The sequence below is a fragment of the Pseudomonas sp. B21-031 genome, from assembly GCF_024748985.1.
Taxonomy (GTDB): Bacteria; Pseudomonadota; Gammaproteobacteria; order Pseudomonadales; family Pseudomonadaceae; genus Aquipseudomonas; species Aquipseudomonas kermanshahensis.
The window spans coordinates 565,114-584,482 of sequence record NZ_CP087181.1 but is presented as its reverse complement, the minus strand read 5'-3'; the positions used below and the strand labels follow the sequence as shown (position 1 = coordinate 584,482).

At 63.0% G+C, this 19,369-nt stretch carries 16 protein-coding genes and 1 tRNA gene; 5 read left to right on the top strand and 12 right to left on the bottom strand.

Annotated features, from left to right (window positions below):
* Positions 1–69 precede the first annotated feature (69 nt).
* Both LOY53_RS02625 and LOY53_RS02620 read left to right on the top strand, forming a co-directional pair.
* Complete coding sequence (locus LOY53_RS02625; RefSeq protein ID WP_252826553.1) at positions 70–330, top strand: hypothetical protein; 261 nt, start codon at positions 70–72, stop codon at positions 328–330.
* 86 nt (positions 331–416) lie between these two features.
* The gene (locus LOY53_RS02620) at positions 417–1,235 is read left to right on the top strand and encodes a TSUP family transporter (protein ID WP_252826552.1); all 819 of its coding nucleotides are present in this window, start codon (positions 417–419) and stop codon (positions 1,233–1,235) included.
* Positions 1,236–1,262: 27 nt separating this feature from the next.
* Here LOY53_RS02620 and LOY53_RS02615 read toward each other — a convergent pair whose 3' ends face one another.
* Complete coding sequence (locus tag LOY53_RS02615; protein ID WP_027594892.1) at positions 1,263–2,072, bottom strand: helix-turn-helix transcriptional regulator; 810 nt, start codon at positions 2,070–2,072, stop codon at positions 1,263–1,265.
* A gap of 175 nt (positions 2,073–2,247) precedes the next feature.
* Between LOY53_RS02615 and LOY53_RS02610 the strand changes: the two genes are divergently transcribed.
* Together LOY53_RS02610 and LOY53_RS02605 are read left to right on the top strand one after the other, a co-directional pair.
* Positions 2,248–3,690 (top strand): sodium:alanine symporter family protein, encoded by a 1,443-nt coding sequence (locus tag LOY53_RS02610; RefSeq protein WP_027594891.1) that lies wholly within the window; start codon positions 2,248–2,250, stop codon positions 3,688–3,690.
* Positions 3,691–3,762: 72 nt separating this feature from the next.
* Positions 3,763–4,752, top strand: a complete 990-nt coding sequence (locus LOY53_RS02605; protein ID WP_252826551.1) for an asparaginase — start codon at positions 3,763–3,765, stop codon at positions 4,750–4,752.
* Positions 4,753–4,815: 63 nt separating this feature from the next.
* Here the strand turns inward: LOY53_RS02605 and LOY53_RS02600 are convergent.
* From LOY53_RS02600 to LOY53_RS02555, 10 genes are all read right to left on the bottom strand, one after another.
* Positions 4,816–4,911: transfer RNA gene (locus LOY53_RS02600), tRNA-Sec, on the bottom strand.
* A 6-nt stretch (positions 4,912–4,917) separates the two neighbouring features.
* Positions 4,918–6,840, bottom strand: coding sequence for a selenocysteine-specific translation elongation factor (gene selB / locus LOY53_RS02595; RefSeq protein ID WP_252826550.1), 1,923 nt, complete (start codon positions 6,838–6,840; stop codon positions 4,918–4,920).
* Positions 6,837–8,264, bottom strand: coding sequence for an L-seryl-tRNA(Sec) selenium transferase (gene selA / locus LOY53_RS02590; RefSeq protein ID WP_252826549.1), 1,428 nt, complete (start codon positions 8,262–8,264; stop codon positions 6,837–6,839). Before selA ends, selB begins: the two co-directional genes overlap by 4 nt.
* 155 nt (positions 8,265–8,419) lie before the next feature.
* Complete coding sequence (fdhE, locus tag LOY53_RS02585; RefSeq protein ID WP_258703560.1) at positions 8,420–9,346, bottom strand: formate dehydrogenase accessory protein FdhE; 927 nt, start codon at positions 9,344–9,346, stop codon at positions 8,420–8,422.
* 4 nt (positions 9,347–9,350) lie between these two features.
* A complete protein-coding gene (locus LOY53_RS02580; protein ID WP_027594886.1) occupies positions 9,351–10,007 on the bottom strand; it encodes a formate dehydrogenase subunit gamma in 657 nt (218 codons plus the stop codon).
* Positions 10,004–10,954: a formate dehydrogenase subunit beta gene (fdxH, locus tag LOY53_RS02575; protein WP_027594885.1), complete on the bottom strand. Its 951-nt coding sequence runs from the start codon at positions 10,952–10,954 to the stop codon at positions 10,004–10,006. The genes LOY53_RS02580 and fdxH overlap by 4 nt, the downstream gene beginning before the upstream one ends.
* Positions 10,954–14,022: a formate dehydrogenase-N subunit alpha gene (gene fdnG / locus LOY53_RS02570; RefSeq protein ID WP_258703559.1), complete on the bottom strand. Its 3,069-nt coding sequence runs from the start codon at positions 14,020–14,022 to the stop codon at positions 10,954–10,956. The genes fdxH and fdnG overlap by 1 nt, the downstream gene beginning before the upstream one ends.
* A gap of 207 nt (positions 14,023–14,229) precedes the next feature.
* On the bottom strand, positions 14,230–15,003 hold the full coding sequence (locus LOY53_RS02565; protein ID WP_252826546.1) for an SDR family NAD(P)-dependent oxidoreductase: 774 nt from the start codon (positions 15,001–15,003) through the stop codon (positions 14,230–14,232).
* 22 nt (positions 15,004–15,025) lie between these two features.
* On the bottom strand, positions 15,026–15,811 hold the full coding sequence (locus LOY53_RS02560; RefSeq protein WP_252826545.1) for a TSUP family transporter: 786 nt from the start codon (positions 15,809–15,811) through the stop codon (positions 15,026–15,028).
* A 31-nt stretch (positions 15,812–15,842) separates the two neighbouring features.
* Positions 15,843–16,868: a TauD/TfdA family dioxygenase gene (locus LOY53_RS02555; protein WP_099452747.1), complete on the bottom strand. Its 1,026-nt coding sequence runs from the start codon at positions 16,866–16,868 to the stop codon at positions 15,843–15,845.
* 442 nt (positions 16,869–17,310) lie between these two features.
* Here LOY53_RS02555 and LOY53_RS02550 point away from each other — a divergent pair, with 442 nt between their 5' ends.
* Positions 17,311–18,705: a PLP-dependent aminotransferase family protein gene (locus LOY53_RS02550; RefSeq protein ID WP_258703558.1), complete on the top strand. Its 1,395-nt coding sequence runs from the start codon at positions 17,311–17,313 to the stop codon at positions 18,703–18,705.
* A gap of 112 nt (positions 18,706–18,817) precedes the next feature.
* On the opposite strand, the gene LOY53_RS02545 is transcribed toward LOY53_RS02550, so the two are convergent.
* Positions 18,818–19,369 (bottom strand): single-stranded DNA-binding protein, encoded by a 552-nt coding sequence (locus LOY53_RS02545; protein WP_027594878.1) that lies wholly within the window; start codon positions 19,367–19,369, stop codon positions 18,818–18,820.

Sequence of the window (19,369 nt, the reverse complement as noted above, 5' to 3'; positions counted from 1 at the left end):
TCCGGGCGGGGAAGTCCAACCCTAGGCTGGGATGAACTTGCACAGCCCATTCCTACCACTGCATGAGAAATGCCCTACACAGCGCATGAGCCTGGTCCTGCATCACAACTGAAAAAAGCCTGGCTTAATAATTCGCAGATCCAGAAAAAACCCGACAAAACCTATATACAAGAAAAAACAATGACAGGACGTTATCGCGAAACCTTGCCTGAAATACTGCACTTTCGATTCCACCTGCAGTTCGATCAGCACCCTGATTTAACACTGCGATACGGCAGTTACCAGTTCGCCCTTCTTCATAAGGCCTGCGAGCCCAAACAGCGCTGCTGATCAACAACAGCCAGACGCTTCACGCACCTGAAATTATCCAGGATAACCGGCGCCTATTGGTACGCTTGGTTGCAAGGAGGCACCGAGTGGAAGTTGAAGTTTCTACACTGATAATTCTCGCGGTTGTCGCATTGCTCGCTGGTTTTTTTGATGCCATTGCAGGGGGCGGGGGAATGCTAACGCTGCCCGCGCTGTTCATCGCAGGCATTGACCCACTGGCTGCAATGGCCACCAACAAACTGCAAGCGTCGTCGGCAAGCGTTTCTGCAGTGTGGGCATTTGCACGCAAGCGCATGATTGATTGGCGAGCTGGCTTGCCCATGGCCATTCTGTCATTTGCAGGCGGTGCGGCGGGCGCATTATCGATCAGCCTGCTCGACAGAGCATTTCTGCAAGCATGCGTACCTGTCTTGTTGATCGCAGTCGCTGGCTACTTCGCACTCAGCCCCAAGCTCAACGAGCAAGAACGCAAACGTAAGGTATCGACAGCCTGCTTCGCGGCAACGATGGTGCCGCTTATCGGTTTCTATGATGGGATCTTTGGCCCAGGCACCGGCTCATTCTTCATGGTTGCGTTCACTGTATTGCTCGGGCAGAACATCTTGCAGGCGGTATGCAACAGCAAGTTGCTCAACGCATCCTGCAACCTGGGAGCACTATCGGTGTTCGTGCTGAGTGACTCGATCATCTGGCACTTGGCACTGACAATGGCAGCATGCGCCATCATCGGTGCACAAGCAGGCGCGCGCTGCGCGCTGCACTTCGGGCCACGCCTGATCAAACCCTTGCTGATTACAGTGTGCTGCCTGATGGCAACCAAGCTCCTGCTCAGCGATAACAACCCAATCGCAGAATGGTTCAGGCAATGCTGGATACAGCTCATCAGTCCTGGGCAGGTGTATTAAATGCTGTTTTAAGTAGCGAGCGAGAGGTTACTCGATCTCGAACAAGCCATTACTCAACGGCCCCACACTCAACCGCTCGCGCACGTCGTCATCGATACGCGGGTCATCCGGCCGGTACAGCTTGACCTGGCGATAGGCATTGATGCGGTTGATCTCCTCGCCCAGGTACTCCCACACCACACGGGTGCAGGCCGGGTTGCGGCGGTCGCCGCTGGAAACGCCGGTCTTCAGGCCGTTCAGGCGGGTGATGCGGCTCTTGAAGCTGGGGATGAGGATGGTCTGGCTCATCTCGTTAAGGGTCAGCGACTCGTAGTCGATCAGGAACATCCGGTCCTGCAACTGGAACGCCGCGCCCAAGTAGCGGCAACGCACCTCGGCATGCAAGTCGGTGGCACTGCTGCGCTCCTGACGCTCCTGGCGCTCGAACAGGAAGCGGCCACGCTCTTCACGCAGGTGCACCAGCGACAGCAGGATCGACCCCGGTACCGACATGCAGTTGGAGTACTCGAAGTAATAGCCGCAGTAGCGCGACAGGTTGCCCGCGTGCTCGTGCAGGGGGCGGAACAACTCGCTTATCGGGTCGCTTGGCTGTTCAGCCACCGCCGACACACGGGCGCCGATCAGCCGAGCGAACTGCTCGGGCGGCTGGTTCAGCTCGTAATCCTCGACACCGAAGAAATCGCCGATGCGTTTGAGGTTGAAAGCCGTCGGACGGCTCTGGCCGCTGAGGTACTTGTTGAACTGCGCGCGGTTGATCGACAGCTGTCGGCAAACTTCCGAGATAGAGCGGTAGTGGCTGCAGGCCAGTTTGAGGTTGGTAGCGAAATGATCGCTCATGTTCAGAATCCAGGTGACGCGAATGGCGCAAGTGTAGCATCAAGTCGCATCAAGTCAGAGCAACCCGCGAAATTGTAACCACTCTTGTCATAGCCAAACATGCGCCCCAACGATAGCGGTGCGCCTGCCGTCCGCTGGTCATTCCACACGAAGAATAAGAATCGAGGTCATTTTAATGCTCGAAGTACTCAACGATTTCCTGTCCGGGAAACTCCTCATCGTGTTGATCGTCGGTCTCGGCGGTTACTTCACCATCCGCTCGCGGTTCGTCCAGTTCCGCCATTTCGCCCACATGTTCGGTGTGTTCAAGGAATCGCTGCGTGGCCAGGCAGGCCAGCTGAGCTCCTTCCAGGCCCTGATGCTGAGCCTCGCCGGCCGCGTTGGCGCCGGTAACATCGCCGGTGTTGGCATTGCCGTGACCCTGGGCGGCCCAGGCGCGGTCTTCTGGATGTGGGTCACCGCGCTGGTGGGCATGTCCAGCAGCTTCTTCGAATGCACGCTGGCCCAGGTCTACAAACGCGCAGACGGTGACGGCCTGTACCGTGGTGGCCCGGCCTACTACATCCAGCACGGCCTGAAGCGCAAGAACATGGCCATCGTGTTCTCGATCCTGCTGCTGGTCACCTACGGCTTCGCCTTCATTGGCCTGCAGTCGTACACCGTGACCCACTCGCTGCAGAACGCCTTTGCCTTCGACCCTAAACACACCGGTATCGTCCTGGCCGTGCTGCTGGCCATCACCTTCCTCGGTGGCATCAAGCGCATCGCCGCCGTGTCTGACCTGTTGGTACCGGTCAAGACGCTGGCCTACATCGGCGTGACGCTGTACGTGATCGGCACCCAGATCGAGCACGTGCCAGCCATGCTGGAAACCATCTTCAAGAGCGCCTTCGGCCTCGACCCTGCGTTCGGCGGCCTGCTGGGCAGTGCCATCGTCATGGGCGTGAAGCGTGGCGTATTCGCCAACGAAGCGGGCCTGGGCAGTGCGCCCAACGTCGCTGCCGTGGCGGCCGTGAAGCACCCGGGCGCGCAAGGCGTGGTCCAGGCGTTCAGCGTGTTCCTCGACACCTTCGTGATCTGCACCTGCACCGCACTGCTGATCCTGCTGTCGGGCTTCTACACCCCAGGCTTTGAAGGTGACGGCATCGTCCTGACCCAAAACTCGCTGGCCGCCGTGGTCGGTGACTGGGGGCGCCTGTTCGTCAGCGTCGCGCTGTCGCTGTTCGTCTTCACCTGCATCCTCTACAACTACTACTTGGGCGAAAACAGCCTGCAGTTCCTGACCCGCAACCGTGCCGTGCTGATGCTGTTCCGCGGCCTGGTGCTGGCGCTGGTGGTGTGGGGCTCGATGCAGGACCTGTCGACCGTGTTCGCCTTCGCCGACATCACCATGACCTGCCTGGCCTTCGTCAACCTGGTCGCCCTGGCCCTGCTGTTCAAGGTCGGCCTGCGGGTGATGCGCGACTACGACGATCAGCGCAAGGCTGGCATCAAGCAGCCAGTGTTCGATTCGGCCAAGTTTGCTGACCTGGACCTGGACCGCAATGCCTGGCCTGCCAACACGCAGGCCGAAACAGCCGCTGACAAAGCCGTGGGCCAAGCCCAGCTTCAGCGCTGATATCCTGCCCTGCCCAGCCGCCCCACCTGCGGGCGGCTTTTCTTTCTCCGCTTACCGCCTCGGATGATCTCCATGCGCGCAGTAAAGAATCTTCTCGTCCTCTACACCGGCGGCACCATCGGCATGCTCGAAACCCCTGAAGGCCTGGCGCCAGCGGGTGGTTTTGAGGCGCGGATGCGCGAGCATTTCGCCCAGATGGCCGATGCACCCCAGCTGCACTGGACACTGCAGGAAATGAACCCGCTGCTCGACAGCGCCAACATGCAGCAGCACAACTGGCTGGCCATGCGCGATGCCATCGTCGAGGCGGTGGACGTTGCCGGCCATGATGCGGTGCTGGTCCTGCATGGCACCGACACCCTGGCTCACAGCGCCGCGGCATTGTCGTTCCTGCTGCTTGGCTTGCCGGTGCCGGTGCTGTTGACCGGCTCGATGTTGCCGGCCGGTGCACCGGGCAGCGATGCCTGGGACAACCTGTGCGGCGCCCTGCGCCAGTTCGAACGAGGCCTGGAAGACGGCGTGCAGCTGTACTTCCACGGGCAGTTGCTGCACGGCTGCCGGGCCTCGAAACTGCGCAGCGAGGCCTTCGATGCCTTTGCCGCGCTGCCGCGCCATCGCGACGGTGAGCGTGCCACCACCCTGCCCGCCGAGCTTGGCTACCAGCAGCCGCGCCAGCCGGTCAACCTGGCGGTGATGCCGGTGTTCCCTGGCTTGCAGGCCGGGCATCTGCGGGCAGTGCTCGACAGCGGCGTGCAAGGCTTGCTGCTGGAGTGCTACGGCAGCGGCACAGGGCCCTCGGATGACCAGGCATTGCTGGACGTACTGCAAGCGGCGCGTCAGCGGGGGGTGGTGCTGGTTGCGATCAGCCAATGCCCGGAAGGGTCGGTGGTGTTCGATACCTATGCGGCGGGTAACCGACTGCGTGGCGCTGGGCTGGTCAGTGGCGGCGGCATGACCCGTGAGGCAGCGCTGGGCAAACTGTTTGCGCTGCTGGGGGCTGGGCTGGGTGCAGAAGCTGCTGAGCAGTGGTTTGCGCTGGACCTCTGTGGGGAGCGGGCTTAGCTTTCAGCCTTTAGGGCCGCTTCGCGGGTAAACCCGCGAAGAGGCCCTAAAGGGAGAAGTTAATGGCGGAAGGCAGCGGGAGTCGAACCTGCCCGGGAACGGCTGCCGTCCCCAACCGGGTTTGAAGCCCGGCCGCGCCACCGGGCGCGATTGCCTTCCTTGAACTCAGTGCCTGGCCTGCTGTTGGGCCAGGGCGCTGTCGGCGCGGATGTAACGCTGGTCGGCCACCCGGCGGGTCAGGCCGATGCGGTCGAAATACTCAAGAATCTGCACACTGCGCTTGCGACCGATGCCCAACATATCGCGAAACGCAGCCACCTGCACTACCGGCGCTTCACTTACCTGGCCAAGCAGCAGCGCGGCCATGCGCTGTACCGTCGCTGCTGGGTAGAACAGGTCCCGCACCACCTGGTGCACCAGGCCCAGCCTGGCCAGCTTGCGCATCAGCAAGCGTACATCCGTTTCGGCGCAGCCCAATTCACTGGCCAGCGTCCGCACCCACGGCGGGTCGTACTGGCCTTCCAGCAAGCGGGGTTCCAACCGCGCCCATAGCGCGCTATCGGCCTCACTCAATTGCACCTTGTGATCGGGCAGGTGTAACCACGGGCCGCTGCTGGCAACCTGCCCCTCATCAAGCAATTCATCCAGCAGGCTGACAAACGCCGGACGTTCCAGCGGCAATGCAGCAAAGCGCCGCAAACGGTCGCGGTCCGGGCCGAGCTGGTCGGGCTCCTGCTGATGAAACAGTGCCAGTTGCTCCAGCACCTGCTGTTTCAACGCCCCCCACGTCGCACGGGCAAATAGCAGCGGCCCCTGGCGCGTGGCAATCACTAGAACATTCGCGGGCAACTGCCAGCTCGCACGCAGGCGGTTGAACTGCCGCTCCAGCCGCTGCGGGTCGAGCCCTGCGGGCGCGGCATCCAACAAGGCGGGTAACGCTTGCTCCAGGCCCTCGGCATCACGCAGCACCTGCAACTGGCGCAGCCGCGCCTCGCTGCGACGCTGCCGACTGGGCGCAAACGGGTCAAGCACCCACCCGCCCCCCAGCGTGCGCTGGGCGCGCTGGTCGCGCAGCACCAGCCGGTCGCCATGCACGGCCTGCAGCGGCGCGTTGAGTAGCAACTGGGCAAACATGCGCTGGCCGGCCAGCAGTACCTCACCTTCGAGCAGCGCCACGCGGGCGGTCACATCCTGAGTGCCGAGGTGGACGTGCACAGCGCTGAAATGCTCGAACGGGCGGGTTTCCCCCGCCAGCAACGTCAGCTCGATATCGACCCGAACGCTGGGGGCGTGCAGCCATTCGGGCACCAGCCAGTCACCCCGGTGTACCTGTTCGACGGCCAACCGCTCGGCAGCGATGTTCAGCGCCACCCGTTGGCCCGCTTCGGCCATCAGCGCGGCCTGGCTCTGGGCATGCAGGCCGCGCACTCGCACGGGTTTGCCAGCCTTGCCCAACGACAGGGTGTCACCCGCACTGACCTGGCCGGCCAATGCCGTGCCGGTGACCACCACGCCGGCGCCAGACACCGCGAAGGCGCGGTCGATGGCCAGGCGAAAACCGCCGCGCACACTGCGCTGCCGCACCCGCCCTTGCGCCTGCAGGAGTGCCTGGCGCAATGCCTCCACACCCTCGCCCGTGATGCTCGACAGTGCATACTGCGAGGTCCCTGCATACGGCCCCGGCGCCAGCAGCGCGGCGATCTGCGCGTGCACTTCGGCCAGGCGAGCCGGCGCTACCCGGTCGCATTTGCTGACCGCCACTAACGCCTGAGGAATGCCCAGCAACTCGATGATCGCCAGGTGCTCGCGGGTTTGCGGCATGACGCCGTCGTCCGCAGCCACCACCAGCAACACCAGGTCGATGCCGTGCGCCCCTGCCAGCATGTTGTGGATAAAGCGCTCATGGCCCGGCACATCGATGAAGCCCGTCAGTGGCGCACCTTCGGCCAGTGCGGCATAGCGATAGCCGAGGTCGATGGTCATGCCGCGTTCGCGTTCTTCCTGACGGTGGTCGCCAGCCTGCCCGGTCAAGGCCTGCAGCAGCGCCGTCTTGCCGTGGTCGATATGGCCAGCGGTACCGACGATCACTGCACCGGCCCCAGTTGCAGGGCAGGCAGCTGCGCCAGCCACTGGGCTTCATCGTCCAGCTGGCGCAGGTCGAGCCACAGCGCATCGTCGTCGATACGCCCCAGCACCGGCACCGGCAGCTCGCGCAAGGCGCGCTCCAGCACATGCAGGCTGCGCCCGCGCAGCTTCTTCGACACCTGCGGGCGCAGGCACAACGCGGCGCTGGGCAGGCGCGCCACCGGCTGGCTGCCGCTGCCAATCATGCCCAGTGCCGGTTCCACACTGACCGCCCATTGCCCATCGAGGCGGGCGTTGAGTTCGGGCGCCAGGCGCTCGGCCTGGGCATGGATCTCGGCCTGGCTGCGGGTCAGCAGGCGCAGGCTAGGCAAGCGCTCGGCCAGCCGGTCCGGGTTGCGGTACAGCGCCAGCACCGCTTCAAGGGCAGCGAGGGTGATCTTGTCGACGCGCAGTGCACGTTTGAGGGGGTTCTTCTTGATCGTGGCGATCAAGTCCTTGCGCCCGACGATGATCCCGGCTTGTGGCCCGCCAAGCAGCTTGTCGCCGCTGAAGGTGACGATATCGGCGCCATCTGCCAGTGCCTGGCGCACGGTCGGTTCGGCGGGCAGGCCCCAGCGGGTAAGGTCGAGTAAGCTGCCGCTGCCCAGGTCTTCGAGCAGCGGCAGTTCATGGTGATGGGCAATGCGCGCCAGCTCGGCGGTAGGCACCTGGGTCGTGAACCCTTGGATGCTGTAGTTGCTGCAGTGCACGCGCATCAGCAGGCCGGTGCGCGGGCCGATGGCGGCCTCGTAGTCGCGCGCATGGGTGCGGTTGGTGGTCCCGATCTCGTGCAGCCGTACGCCTGCACGGGCCATGATGTCGGGGATGCGAAAGGCCCCGCCGATCTCGATCAGCTCGCCTCGGGAGATGATGCCCTCCTTGCGCGCCCCCAGGCTGTTCAGCGCCAGCAGCACCGCTGCGGCATTGTTGTTGACCACGGTAACGGCTTCGGCACCGGTCAATTCGCGGATCAGGCCTTCAATCAAGTCGTCACGGTCGCCGCGCTTGCCGGTGGCCAGGTCGAATTCCAGGTTGAGCGGGTAACGGGCGGCGGTCTGCATGGCGTCGATGGCCTCTTCCGGCAACAGAGCGCGGCCGAGGTTGGTGTGCAGCACGGTGCCGGTGAGGTTGAACACCCGGCGGACCTGGCTGCGTTGCTGGATAGCCAGGCGCTCGCCAGTGCGGCCGAGCAGTACCTCTGCGGCCAACTCGGCGGTGCTGAGTTGGCCCAGATGGGCGGGCTCGCGCAGGTCGTCGAGCAGTTGGCGGAGGGTGGCGAGCACAGCGTCGCGGCCGTGGCGGTCGATCAGCGGGAGGCAGGCCGGATGACGCAGGAGGGTGTCGATGGAAGGCAGGCGTGGGGTGTCGTTGGCGAGGCTTGAAGACATCAGGTACTACCTTCAGCTGATCCGTTGTCTGTTCTGGCCCTTTCGCGGGGCAAGCCCGCTCCCACAGAGAACTTGCTGGTTCCGAATACAGCGAAGTACCTGTGGGAGCGGGCTTGCCCCGCGAAGGGCGCGACTCGATCTTGCAGTGTAGACACTCACCCACCGCCCGGCGCCAGCAGCAGGTTTGGCGCCAGGCGATGAAACCCTTCCTCATCCAGCCGGATATCCAGCGCCAGGCTGGCCAGGTCATCGGCCAGCGGCTCGGCAGCGGCATCGTTCTCCAGATAATGCTGCTTCAGGTAGGTGCTGCACCCCGGGCAACACTCAGCCTGCAACGGCGCCTTGCCCGGCGCATGGCGATCATCCTCCAAGCTGGTATAGCGCAGGTCCTTGCTCGACTCGCAGTACACGCACTTGACCCGCACCACATGCCACTCGCAGGCACACAACGAGCAGGCCAGGTAACGCAGGCCGTTATGCTTGCCACGGTTACGCACCACACCGGCCAACGCCGGCGACCCGCAGGCCGGGCACTGGGCCAGGCTGCCGGCCGGCTTGAGTTCGCAGGCCGGTAGCGCCAGCAGCCAATAGGACCAGGCGGCTTGCAGCGCCGCGCCCAGAAACGGCACAACCGCGGCCGGCACGGCATCGAACTGCCCCGCCAGCAACGCGATGCCCCAGCCCTTGCGCTGGCCGTCGTCACTTTTGCGCAGTGCCTGCAGCGCTTCAGCCAACGGCCCTTTGGCCGCTTCACCGAACTGATCGAGCAACACCTGCAGCCAGACCAGCCACGGCCCTTCTCGCACCAGGCTGTCGGCTGCCAGCGGCGGCAGCCCATGACTGACGCACAGGCGCTGGCGGTCTTCGGCCACAGGCAAAGCACCAGGCGGGTTATCCACAAGCCACTGCTGGAGGTGGCACAGCCGGGCGATCAGCCACAGGTAATCGCCAAGGGCATTACCTTCAGCGAGCAGCTCCAGCCGCTCGGCACGCAGGGCGAACAAGCCCTTCGGTGGCAGGTGCAAAAAGGGTGGCGCCACCGCCGACGCCTCGATCTGCCCGGGTACGAGTATCGTACTCATGTACTCATCCTTCTTTACGTCCGTGATCACCTGGCTGCTTGTCGCCGGTCACCTCGCGGTACCACAGCTCATGATGTTTGCGGGCCCAGGCGCGGCTGACCCAGCCATGCAGCATGGCGCCAATGGAGCCCTTGATCCAGATACCGGCGTAGATGTGCACAATGATGCTAAGGATGAGCACAAAACCCGCCAGCGCATGCAGCAAGGTAGCCAGGCGAATGGAGCCGATATCGAAGAAATGGCTGAAGTACGCGCGCCAGATGACCACACCGCTCAGCAACAGCACCAGCATGCACAGCAGCAGCGTCCAGAACAGCAGCTTCTGCCCGGCGTTGTACTTGCCAATGGGCGGCACGCCGTCTTCACGGTTGACCATCACCCGGTCGATGCGGCGCAGCCACAGGCGGTCGTTGGCGGTGATGAAGTTGGCGCGCCAGAAACGCACCACCAGGCCGAGGAAGAACACGAACATGGCCACGCCCATGAACGGGTGCAGAATGCGTGTCCACGGCCCACCGCCGAATAGGTGGCTTAGCCAGAACAGGGCCGGATGGAACAGCGCCAGCCCAGACAGCCCGGCCATGAAAAACAGAATGGCGACAATCCAGTGGTTGGTCCGCTCGTTGGCGTTGTAACGCAGGATAGGCTTGTTGTGGTTCATGGCCGTTGCTCCCCTTGCCCACCGGGCTGCTTCGGATCGTACACATGCACCGCAGGGTCCACCTGGTGCACGCTGTCATCAGGCGGCGTGGGGTGCTCGTCCTCTTCGACCCGCTGCGGGCCAACCCGCACATAGTGGAAGAACCCAGCCAGCACCGCCGCGCCCATGGCCAACAGCGCCAGCGGCTTGGTGAAGCCCTTCCACAAACCTACCAGCGGGCTGATCACCGGCTGGTCCGGCAGGCCGGCGTACAGCCGGGGCGTGTCGGCATGGTGCAGCACGTACATCACGTGGGTGCCGCCGACGCCGTCCGGGTCGTACAGCCCGGCGTTGTCGTAGCCACGTGACTTGAGGTCGACGATGCGCTCGGCGGCATGCACCTTCATCTCGTCCTTGCTGCCGAAAACGATCGCCCCGGTCGGGCAGGTTTTCACACAGGCCGGCTCCAGCCCCACGCTCACCCGGTCGGAACACAGCGTGCACTTGTACGCCTTGTGGTCCTTCTGCGAGATGCGCGGGATGTTGAACGGGCAGCCGGTGATGCAGTAGCCGCAACCGATGCAGTGGTCCTGGTTGAAATCGACGATACCGTTGGCGTGCTTGATGATCGCCCCCGGGCTCGGGCAGGCCTTCAGGCAACCGGGGTCGGCGCAGTGCATGCAGCCATCCTTGCGGATCAGCCACTCCAGGTTGCCGTCGTCGCGCTCGTGCTCGGTGAAGCGCATCAGGGTCCAGGTCTCGGCCGTGAGGTCCTGGGGGTTGTCGTAGGTGCCGTGGTTGTGGCCAACCTCGTCACGCAGCTCGTTCCACTCCGAACACGCCACCTGGCAGGCCTTGCAGCCGATGCACTTGGTGGTGTCGATCAGCTTGGCGACTTCCTCCTGCTGGCGTACCGAGGGCGGCACGGTGGTGGTGGCCGAGCGGGCGATGATGTCTTGGCTGGCCATCAGAGTTTCTCCACTTTGACGAGGAACGACTTGGACTCCGGCGTCTGGGTATTACCATCACCCAGGAACGGCACCAGGGTGTTGGTCAGGTAGCCGTGCCGGGTCGCCCCGGTGAAGCCCCAGTGCAACGGGATGCCGATCTGGTGCACGGTCTGGTTGTTGACCTGCAGCGGGCGAATCCGCTTGGTCACCACCGCCACCGCGTCGATATGCCCGCGCTTGCTCGACACCCGCACCCGGTCACCTGCCTTGATGCCCTTCTCATTCGCCAGCACCTCGCCGATCTCGACGAACTGCTCGGGCTGGGCGATCGCGTTGAGCCGGCAATGCTTGCTCCAGAAGTGGAAGTGCTCGGTCAGCCGGTAGGTAGTCGCCGCGTAGGGGAATTCATCATGGGTGCCGAGGCTGTCCCACACCGAATCGAAGATGCGCCCGGCCGGGTTGCTGGTGGCCTTCTTGTTCTGCGGGTGCAGTGGGTTGATGCCGATCGGCGTTTCGAACGGCTCGTAGTGCTCGGGGAACGGGCCTTCGGCCATCTTGTCGATGGCAAAGAACCGCGCCACGCCCTCGGGGTTCATGATGAACGGGTTCATCCCGGCTTCCGGTGGCGAGTCGACCTTGAAGTCGGGCACATCGGTACCGGTCCAGGCTTTGCCGTTCCACCACACCAGGCGTTTTTTGTCTGGGTCCCATGGCTTGCCTTGCGGGTCGCTGGAGGCACGGTTGTAGAGGATGCGGCGGTTGGCCGGCCAGGCCCAGGCCCAGTTCTGCACCTGGTGCATGCCATACGGGTCGCTGTTGTCGCGGCGTGCCATCTGATTGCCTTGCTCGGTCCAGCAGCCGGCGAAAATCCAGCAACCCGAAGCGGTACTGCCGTCGTCCTTGAGCTGGCCGAAGCCCGACAACTGTTGCCCGCCCTTGAGCACCGCGCCGGTCGGGTCGGTGACGTCGGTTACCGCCCAGCCGTTCATTTCCTTGGCCAGCTCCTCCGGGGACGGCTCTTCAGGGACCTTGTACGGCCAGCTGATGTTCATCAGCGCATCGGGGTAAGCGCCGCCCTCAGCCTGGTAGCGTTGGCGCAGGCGCAGGAACAGCTCGCTCATGATGTGCACGTCGGTGCGGGTCTGGCCCGGGCCGTCGGCACCTTTCCAGTGCCATTGCAGCCAGCGGCTGCTGTTGACCAGCGAGCCGTCCTCCTCGGCGAAGCAAGTGGTGGGCAGGCGGATCACTTCGGTCTGGATATTGGCCGTGTCGACGTCGTTGAACGGCCCGGCATTGCGCCAGAACTCCGAGGTTTCGGTGGCCAGCGGGTCCATGATCACCAGCCACTTGAGCTTGCCTAGCGCGGCGGTGACACGGTTCTTGTCCGGCAGCGCGGCAATCGGGTTGAAGCCTTGGCAGATGTAGCCGTTGACCTTGCCCTGGCCCATCATCTCGAACATGCGCAGCACGTCGTAGGCCGGCACATCGAGCTTGGGCAGCCAGTCGTAGCCCCAGTTGTTTTCCGCCGTGGCATTGGCGCCATACCAGGCCTTCATCAGGCTGACATGGAACTTGCCGTAATTCTGCCAGTAGGACAGCTGCCCAGGTCGCAGCGGCTTGGAGGCACGCTTGTCGATGAACGCGGCGTAGTCTTGCTCGGCATCACCGGCCAGGGTCAGGTAACCCGGCAGCGAGTTGGACAGCAGGCCGAGGTCGGTCAGGCCTTGGATGTTGGAGTGCCCACGCAAGGCGTTGACCCCACCACCCGGCATGCCGACGTTCCCCAGCAACAGCTGCACCATCGCCGCACTGCGGATGATCTGCGCGCCGATCGAGTGCTGGGTCCAGCCCAATGCGTAGAGAATCGTCATGGTCTTGCCCGGTACCGAGCAGGTGGCGATCTCTTCCCAGATTTTCATCATGGCGTCCTGCGGCATGCCACAGGTCATGCTGGCCAGCTCCGGGGTGTAGCGGCTGTAGTGCTGCTTCATCAGCTGGAACACGCAACGCGGGTGCTGCAAGGTCGGGTCGACATTGGCAAAGCCGTCCTCACCCAGCTCGTAGCCCCAACCGGACTTGTCGGCGTACACGCGCTTGGCCGCGTCGTAGCCGCTGAACAGCCCGTCCTCGAAGCCATAGCCTTCTTTGACGATGAACGACACGTCGGTGTAGTTGCGCACGTACTCGTGCTGGATCTTGTCGGTGCTCAGCAGGTAATTGATCAGCCCGCCCATGAAGGCGATGTCGCTGCCGGTGCGGATGGGCGCGTAGTAGTCCGCCACCGAGGCGGTACGGGTAAACCGCGGGTCGACCACGATCAGCCGCGCCTTGTTGTGCGCCTTGGCTTCGGTCACCCATTTGAAGCCGCACGGATGCGCTTCTGCTGCGTTGCCCCCCATCACCAGGACCAGATTCGCGTTGGCGATATCGGACCAGTGGTTGGTCATGGCACCACGGCCGTACGTCGGGGCAAGACTTGCCACCGTCGGGCCATGTCAGACACGTGCTTGGTTATCGAACCCCAGCATGCCTGTTGCACGAACAACCTTGTGGGTCAGGTAGCCGGCCTCGCTGGAGGCGGCGGAGGCGGCGAGAAAACCGGTGGTAAGCCAGCGGTTGACGGTTTGCCCCTGGGCGTTCTTCTCGATGAAGTTGGCGTCGCGGTCCTGCTTCATCAGGTCGGCGACGCGGTCGAGCGCCTCGTCCCACTCCACCCGCACCCACTCCTTGCTGCCCGGCTTGCGCACCTCGGGGTACTGCAGGCGGCTTGGGCTGTGGATAAAGTCCAGAAGGCCCGCGCCTTTCGGGCACAGGGTGCCCCGGTTGACCGGGTGGTCGGCGTCGCCTTCGATATGGATGATGTTCTGTTTGACGTTCTTGCCCGCATCACCCTGGCTGTACATGATCAGGCCGCAGCCGACCGAGCAGTAGGGGCAGGTGTTGCGAGTCTCTTTGGTGTGCGCCAGCTTGAAGTGACGCACCTGCTCGGCGAAGGCCGGCTTCGGGGCCATGCCCAACGCCGCCAGGCTCGAGCCTCCAAGGCCGACAGCGGCGACCTTGAAGAACTGCCGACGGTTGAGGTCCATCGTGCACTCCTGATCAGGTGGTGGACGCGCGGAACATGGCCGGCGCCTCTTGGTAGTCACGGTGGCGGTTTTTTGATGGCCGCCGATAGGTAAGACTAGTCAAGAATCGGGAAGGTGCTATGACAGGGGGCTCGCCACAATGGCTTCTGCGCCTGTGAGATCGAGCGCCGAAAATGTTACGGCGAACACCCTGCGCGCTCCCCTCTATCAAGCAGCGCCCAACGGCCTGGGCAGATTACGCACCACATTCAGCGCCGCACTGCTCTGCGCCACCGGCATGATTTCGAGGGTGTTGATGTTCACATGCGCGGGCTGCTCGGCGATCCACGCCACTGTCGCCGCGATGTCCTCCGGCAGGATGGCTTCCACGTCGCGGTACAGCGCCTCCACCGCGTCCAGGTCGCCCTTCAGGCGCACCACCGAAAAGTCCGTGCCCGAGCACAGGCCCGGCTCGATATTGCTCACCCGCACGCGGGTACCGGCCAGGTCGGCACGCAGGTTGAGGCTGAACTGGCGCACGAATGCCTTGCTCGCGCCGTACACGTTGCCACCTGGATAGGGGTAGGTGCCGGCAATCGAGCCGATGTTGATGATCATCCCGCTGTCTGCTTCCACCATCTGCGGCAGGATCTTGTGGGTGACCATGGCCAGCCCGGTGATGTTTGTATCGATCATCCGCTGCCAGTTCTCGGCGCTGCTGGCCTGGGCGCGATCGACCCCCAGCGCCAGCCCGGCGTTGTTGACCAGCAGATCGATCTGCAGCGAGGCATCACGAATCTGCTCGACAGCCGCTTCAAGCGACGCAGGGTCGGTGACATCCAACGCCAAGGGGATGAAATTAAGCCCCAGCTCAGCCTCCAGCGCCTGCAGTTTGTCCATGCGCCGGGCGCCACCGATCACGCGGTAGCCCTTGGCAATCAACGTACGGCAGATGGCTCGGCCAAACCCCGAGGAGGCGCCGGTTACGAATGCGGTTTTCATCAGTTATCTCCAAGTAGGTAGGTCAGACCAGGTACTTCACGCCCAGGCTGGTGAACAGGCACAGCATCGAGAACACCAACACTTTGCGCACCACGTCGTTGCCTTTGCGCAAGGCCAGGGCACTGCCCATGTGGTTGCCGAGAATGTTGCAGGCCACCAGTGGCAGGGCCAGCAGGTACACAACCTTGCCGGCCATGATGAACGCCACCAGCGCGCCGATGTTGGAGGCGAAGTTGAAGGTCTTGGAGTTGGCCGAGCTGGAGACCAGGTCCATGCGCAGCAGGTAATGGAAAGCGATGATGAACATGCTGCCGGTGCCTGGGCCGAAGAAGCCGTCATAGAAGCCGATGGTCAGGCAGGTCAACGGCACCACGGTGTAGAGCGTGCGCGGGGACAGTTCGCGCTCCTCGACCGGGCGGTCTTTGGGGGTGAGGAAGATCAGGATGCCGAACGGGATCAGCGCCAGGATGATCTTGCCCACGGTCTCCTGGGAGATCGACACGATCAGGTGCGCCCCCAGATAAGCGCCGAGCAACGAGAACGGCACCCCGACCAGCGCCACCTTCCAGACCATCTTGCTGTTGGCCAGAAAGTTGCGGATGGCGGCCAGCGTGCCGAGTGTGCTCACCAGTTTTTCTTGCCCCAAGGCCACCTGGGGCGGCATACCCACTAACAGAAACCCCGGGACCAGGAACAACCCGCCGCCACCGGCAATACTGTCGACGAAGCCTGCAATGAACGCGATCGCCCCCAGCATCAGGATCGCCAGCAGCCAGTGTTCCGCCCAGAAAGTGCCTAACAGTTCCATATCGTTACTTCCATCGAGTCGTTGAGAATGATCAGGAGCGCACTTCGTAGAGGTGGTCCGCACGGGCGAAATGCACTCGGTTCAGGTCGTTGACCGCGAACAGGCGCAACAGCCAGCGGTCGGCACCGTCGTTCTGCGGCTCGAAGCCATCACGGGCATGCAACACACGCTGATTCTTGAAAATCATGAAGTCGCCCGGCAGCAGCAGGTGTGGCTCGTCGAAGCGGCGGGTCTCCAGCACTCCGCGCAAGCTGGCCAGGGCTTGCTCGGCACGCAGGTTCAGGCCGTGGGTGTTCTCGCTGTCGAAACGGCACAACCACTCGCCGGCATTGCCATGCGCCAGCACGGGCAACTCGGCGGTGCATCGCCGATTGGCGGTAAACGAGTCGGGGCGGCGGATTTCGAACTGTGGCAGGCAAAGCTCACGCACGGTGGCCGACGGCAGCGCCGCCACTACCGCATCGAGGTTGACCAGCGTTGTGCTGATGCGCGGGTCGCAGCGCATGCCAAAGAACGACAGGTATTCCGGGCAGCAGGAGGCCGTACCGAGTGGTTCGGATGACAGCGGCAGGTCGGGGTTGTCGACGTGGTAGGAAAAACGCAGCCGCGAGCCGTGGGAGCTCTTGTGGCTGGATGAAGTGCGTGCCGGAATGACATGGCGGAACAGCCGGCCGTCGTTCTCCCCCTCATAAACGATCGGGTTGATGCCCATCAGGCTCTGCATGGTCAGGCTGACCAGGCAGGCAATCGGCGTGCTGCGCGGGCTGAGCACACCCGAGTACGGTGTAGGAGGTACGTCACGGTCGCGCGGGCAATTGCGCACGATCATGCTGGTCAGTTGCGGGTCTTCGACGAAACCACGAATCTGCTGGCACAGTGCGTTGCCCAGCACCTCCTGCGCCTGATCCTTGAGCTGAGGGTAGAGCTCTTTGCTGGTTTCAAAATCGAGGGGGGTATTGTTCAGCAAGGTTTGCCAGGCACTTGAGGTAACCCAAGGCAGGCGGATCTCCAGTGAAGTCTGAGGCTCGGCTCCCTGTTGCAGGTGTGCGCTTTCCATTTCGAGTGATATTCCATTGAGCTAGCTTGAGGCCATTCGGTGTCGTGCTAAGCCGGGCAGAGGCGGCAGACGTTGTCTTTTTTTGAAGCCGTTCACAGCTGTGCGATGAGATCAGCGGAGCCAACGCGGCATCCCGCAAATTGCATCGACTCAATCATTGTAATTACAAAAATAGAATCGACTCAATTTATTTCAGTACACCGTGAGCACATCGATTGCATCGATTCAATCAACGTATTGATTTCAAAAGGTTTCTGGAAAAATGACTGTAAACCCGGAAGCAGCTAGCTGAGTTCTGCCGAAGCTGAAAGAGCGTCAGTCGCTCATCTGAGCGGCAAAAGCCAGCTCAATCGATGTAATTTACCTACAAGAAAACACAATTACTCCTATCAGACCATTCGTGCTAGGCTTCCGCGTTCTTGCAGCCTTTGGTGCCATTTCTATGTGGGTTCCTCACTACAGCGACCTGGCGCAGCCGGTCTATCTGATGATCGCCGACGCCCTTGAACAGGACATCGGCAGCGGCCGACTGACCGCTGGTGATCGCCTGCCGACCCTCAAGGACTTGGCTGAATCATTGAACGTGACGCCTGGCACCATTGGGCGCGCCTATGACGAAGCCGCCAAACGGGGCCTGGTGGTGGGCGAGGTCGGCCGCGGCACCTTTGTGCTGCAGCAACGCCCGACGCATGCGCCAGCCTCGGCAGTACGCTCCATGCCTGCGCCAGCCGAGCGCGAGAGTGGCCAGATCGACCTTTCGATCATCAAACCCAATGACGCGCACATGACCGACTGGTTGCGCGGGGCAATAAACGAACTGGCAGAATCCCCCGACCTGGCCCAGGTGCTCGATTACGTCACCGAGGGTGGCCACGCGACTCACAAGCAGGCCGGTGCGGCCTGGATTCAACGCTGGCTACCCGAAGCGAACTGGCAGCAGGTGGTGCTGACCTCGGGCGCCCAACACGGGCTGCTGGTGGCCATCAGCAGTTTGTCCAAGAACGATGACGTCATCCTGTGCGAGTCATTCTGCTACCCGGGCATCATTTCACTGGCGCACAGCATGGGGCGCCGCCTGCGCGGCGTGGCCATGGACGAGCACGGTTTAATCCCCGAGGCCTTGCGCGCGGCGTGCCTGGAGCACCGCCCTTCCCTGCTGGTGTGCGTGACCACCCACCAGAACCCCACCAACTCGATCATGCCCCACGCGCGCCGTGAAGCCATCGCCGAGATCGCCCGCGAGTTCGAGCTGTTTATCGTCGATGACGATATCTATGGCTTCCTTGAACCGGCACCTGACTACAAGCCGTTGGCGGCCTATGCCCCAGAGCGCTCGGTGTACCTGACCAGTTTGTCCAAAAGTGTGCTCCCCGCGCTGCGGATCGGTTACCTCTATGCCCCGCCACAAACACTTTCGCGGCTCTCGTCGATGGTGCGCAGCAGCGTCTGGATGCCCTCGCCGTTGATGGCGCAACTGGCCAGCAACCTGATCAACAGCGGCATGGCCGACCAACTGGTGCAGGTGCAGCAGGACGAAGCGGCCGCGCGCCAGCAAATGGCCCGCGAGATCCTGGGTAACTACAAGGTCCGCAGCCAGCCCAACAGTTTCCATCTTTGGCTGGAGCTGCCCGAGCCGTGGACCAGCGACGAATTTGCCAACCTGGCGCGCAACAACGGCGTCACGGTGGTGAGTGGCAGTCAGTTCCTGCCGGAGCGCAGCGCTGCCACCTGCGGCGTGCGTATCGCACTGATGACGCCAAGCCGCGCGGAGTTGGGCTTTGCTCTGACCAAGCTGGTCAGCTTGCTGGACTCGCCGGAACCGCGACTTTTTTACTAGGGCCGGTCTAGCCAGCTCCACAACTCTGGACAGGCGCTCTTGCGCCTTGCATAAAAAAACCCAGAGCACTTTGCCCTGGGTTTTCGCTGTAGCTCGACGCTAACCGCTCTGATCAGAACGGAATATCGTCATCAAAGCTGTCAAAGTCAGCCGCCGGCTGCGGCGCTGGCTGCTGCGGCGCTGGGCGCTGAGGAGCCTGTTGCGGGCGCTGGGCCTGCTGACGTGGTGGCGCCTGGTTATATTGTTGCTGCTGGCCACCCTGGTTGTAGTTGTTGCCACCACCCTGGTTGTACTGGTCGCCGCCACCTTGCTGGTTCTGCGGACGGCCGCCCAGCAGCTGCATGGTGCCGTTGATGTCGACGATGATCTCGGTGGTGTAGCGCTTGATGCCGTCTTTTTCCCACTCGCGGGTCTGCAGCTTGCCTTCGATGTACACCTGCGAACCCTTGCGCAGGTATTCGCCGGCGATTTCGGCAACCTTGCCGAACAGCGACACACGGTGCCACTCGGTACGCTCGACCTTCTGGCCCGACTGCTTGTCGGTCCACTGCTCGCTGGTAGCCAGGCTCAGGTTGGTCACGGCGTTACCGTTGGGCAGGTAGCGGACTTCGGGATCCTGGCCACAGGTGCCGACCAGAATGACTTTGTTAACCCCACGGGCCAT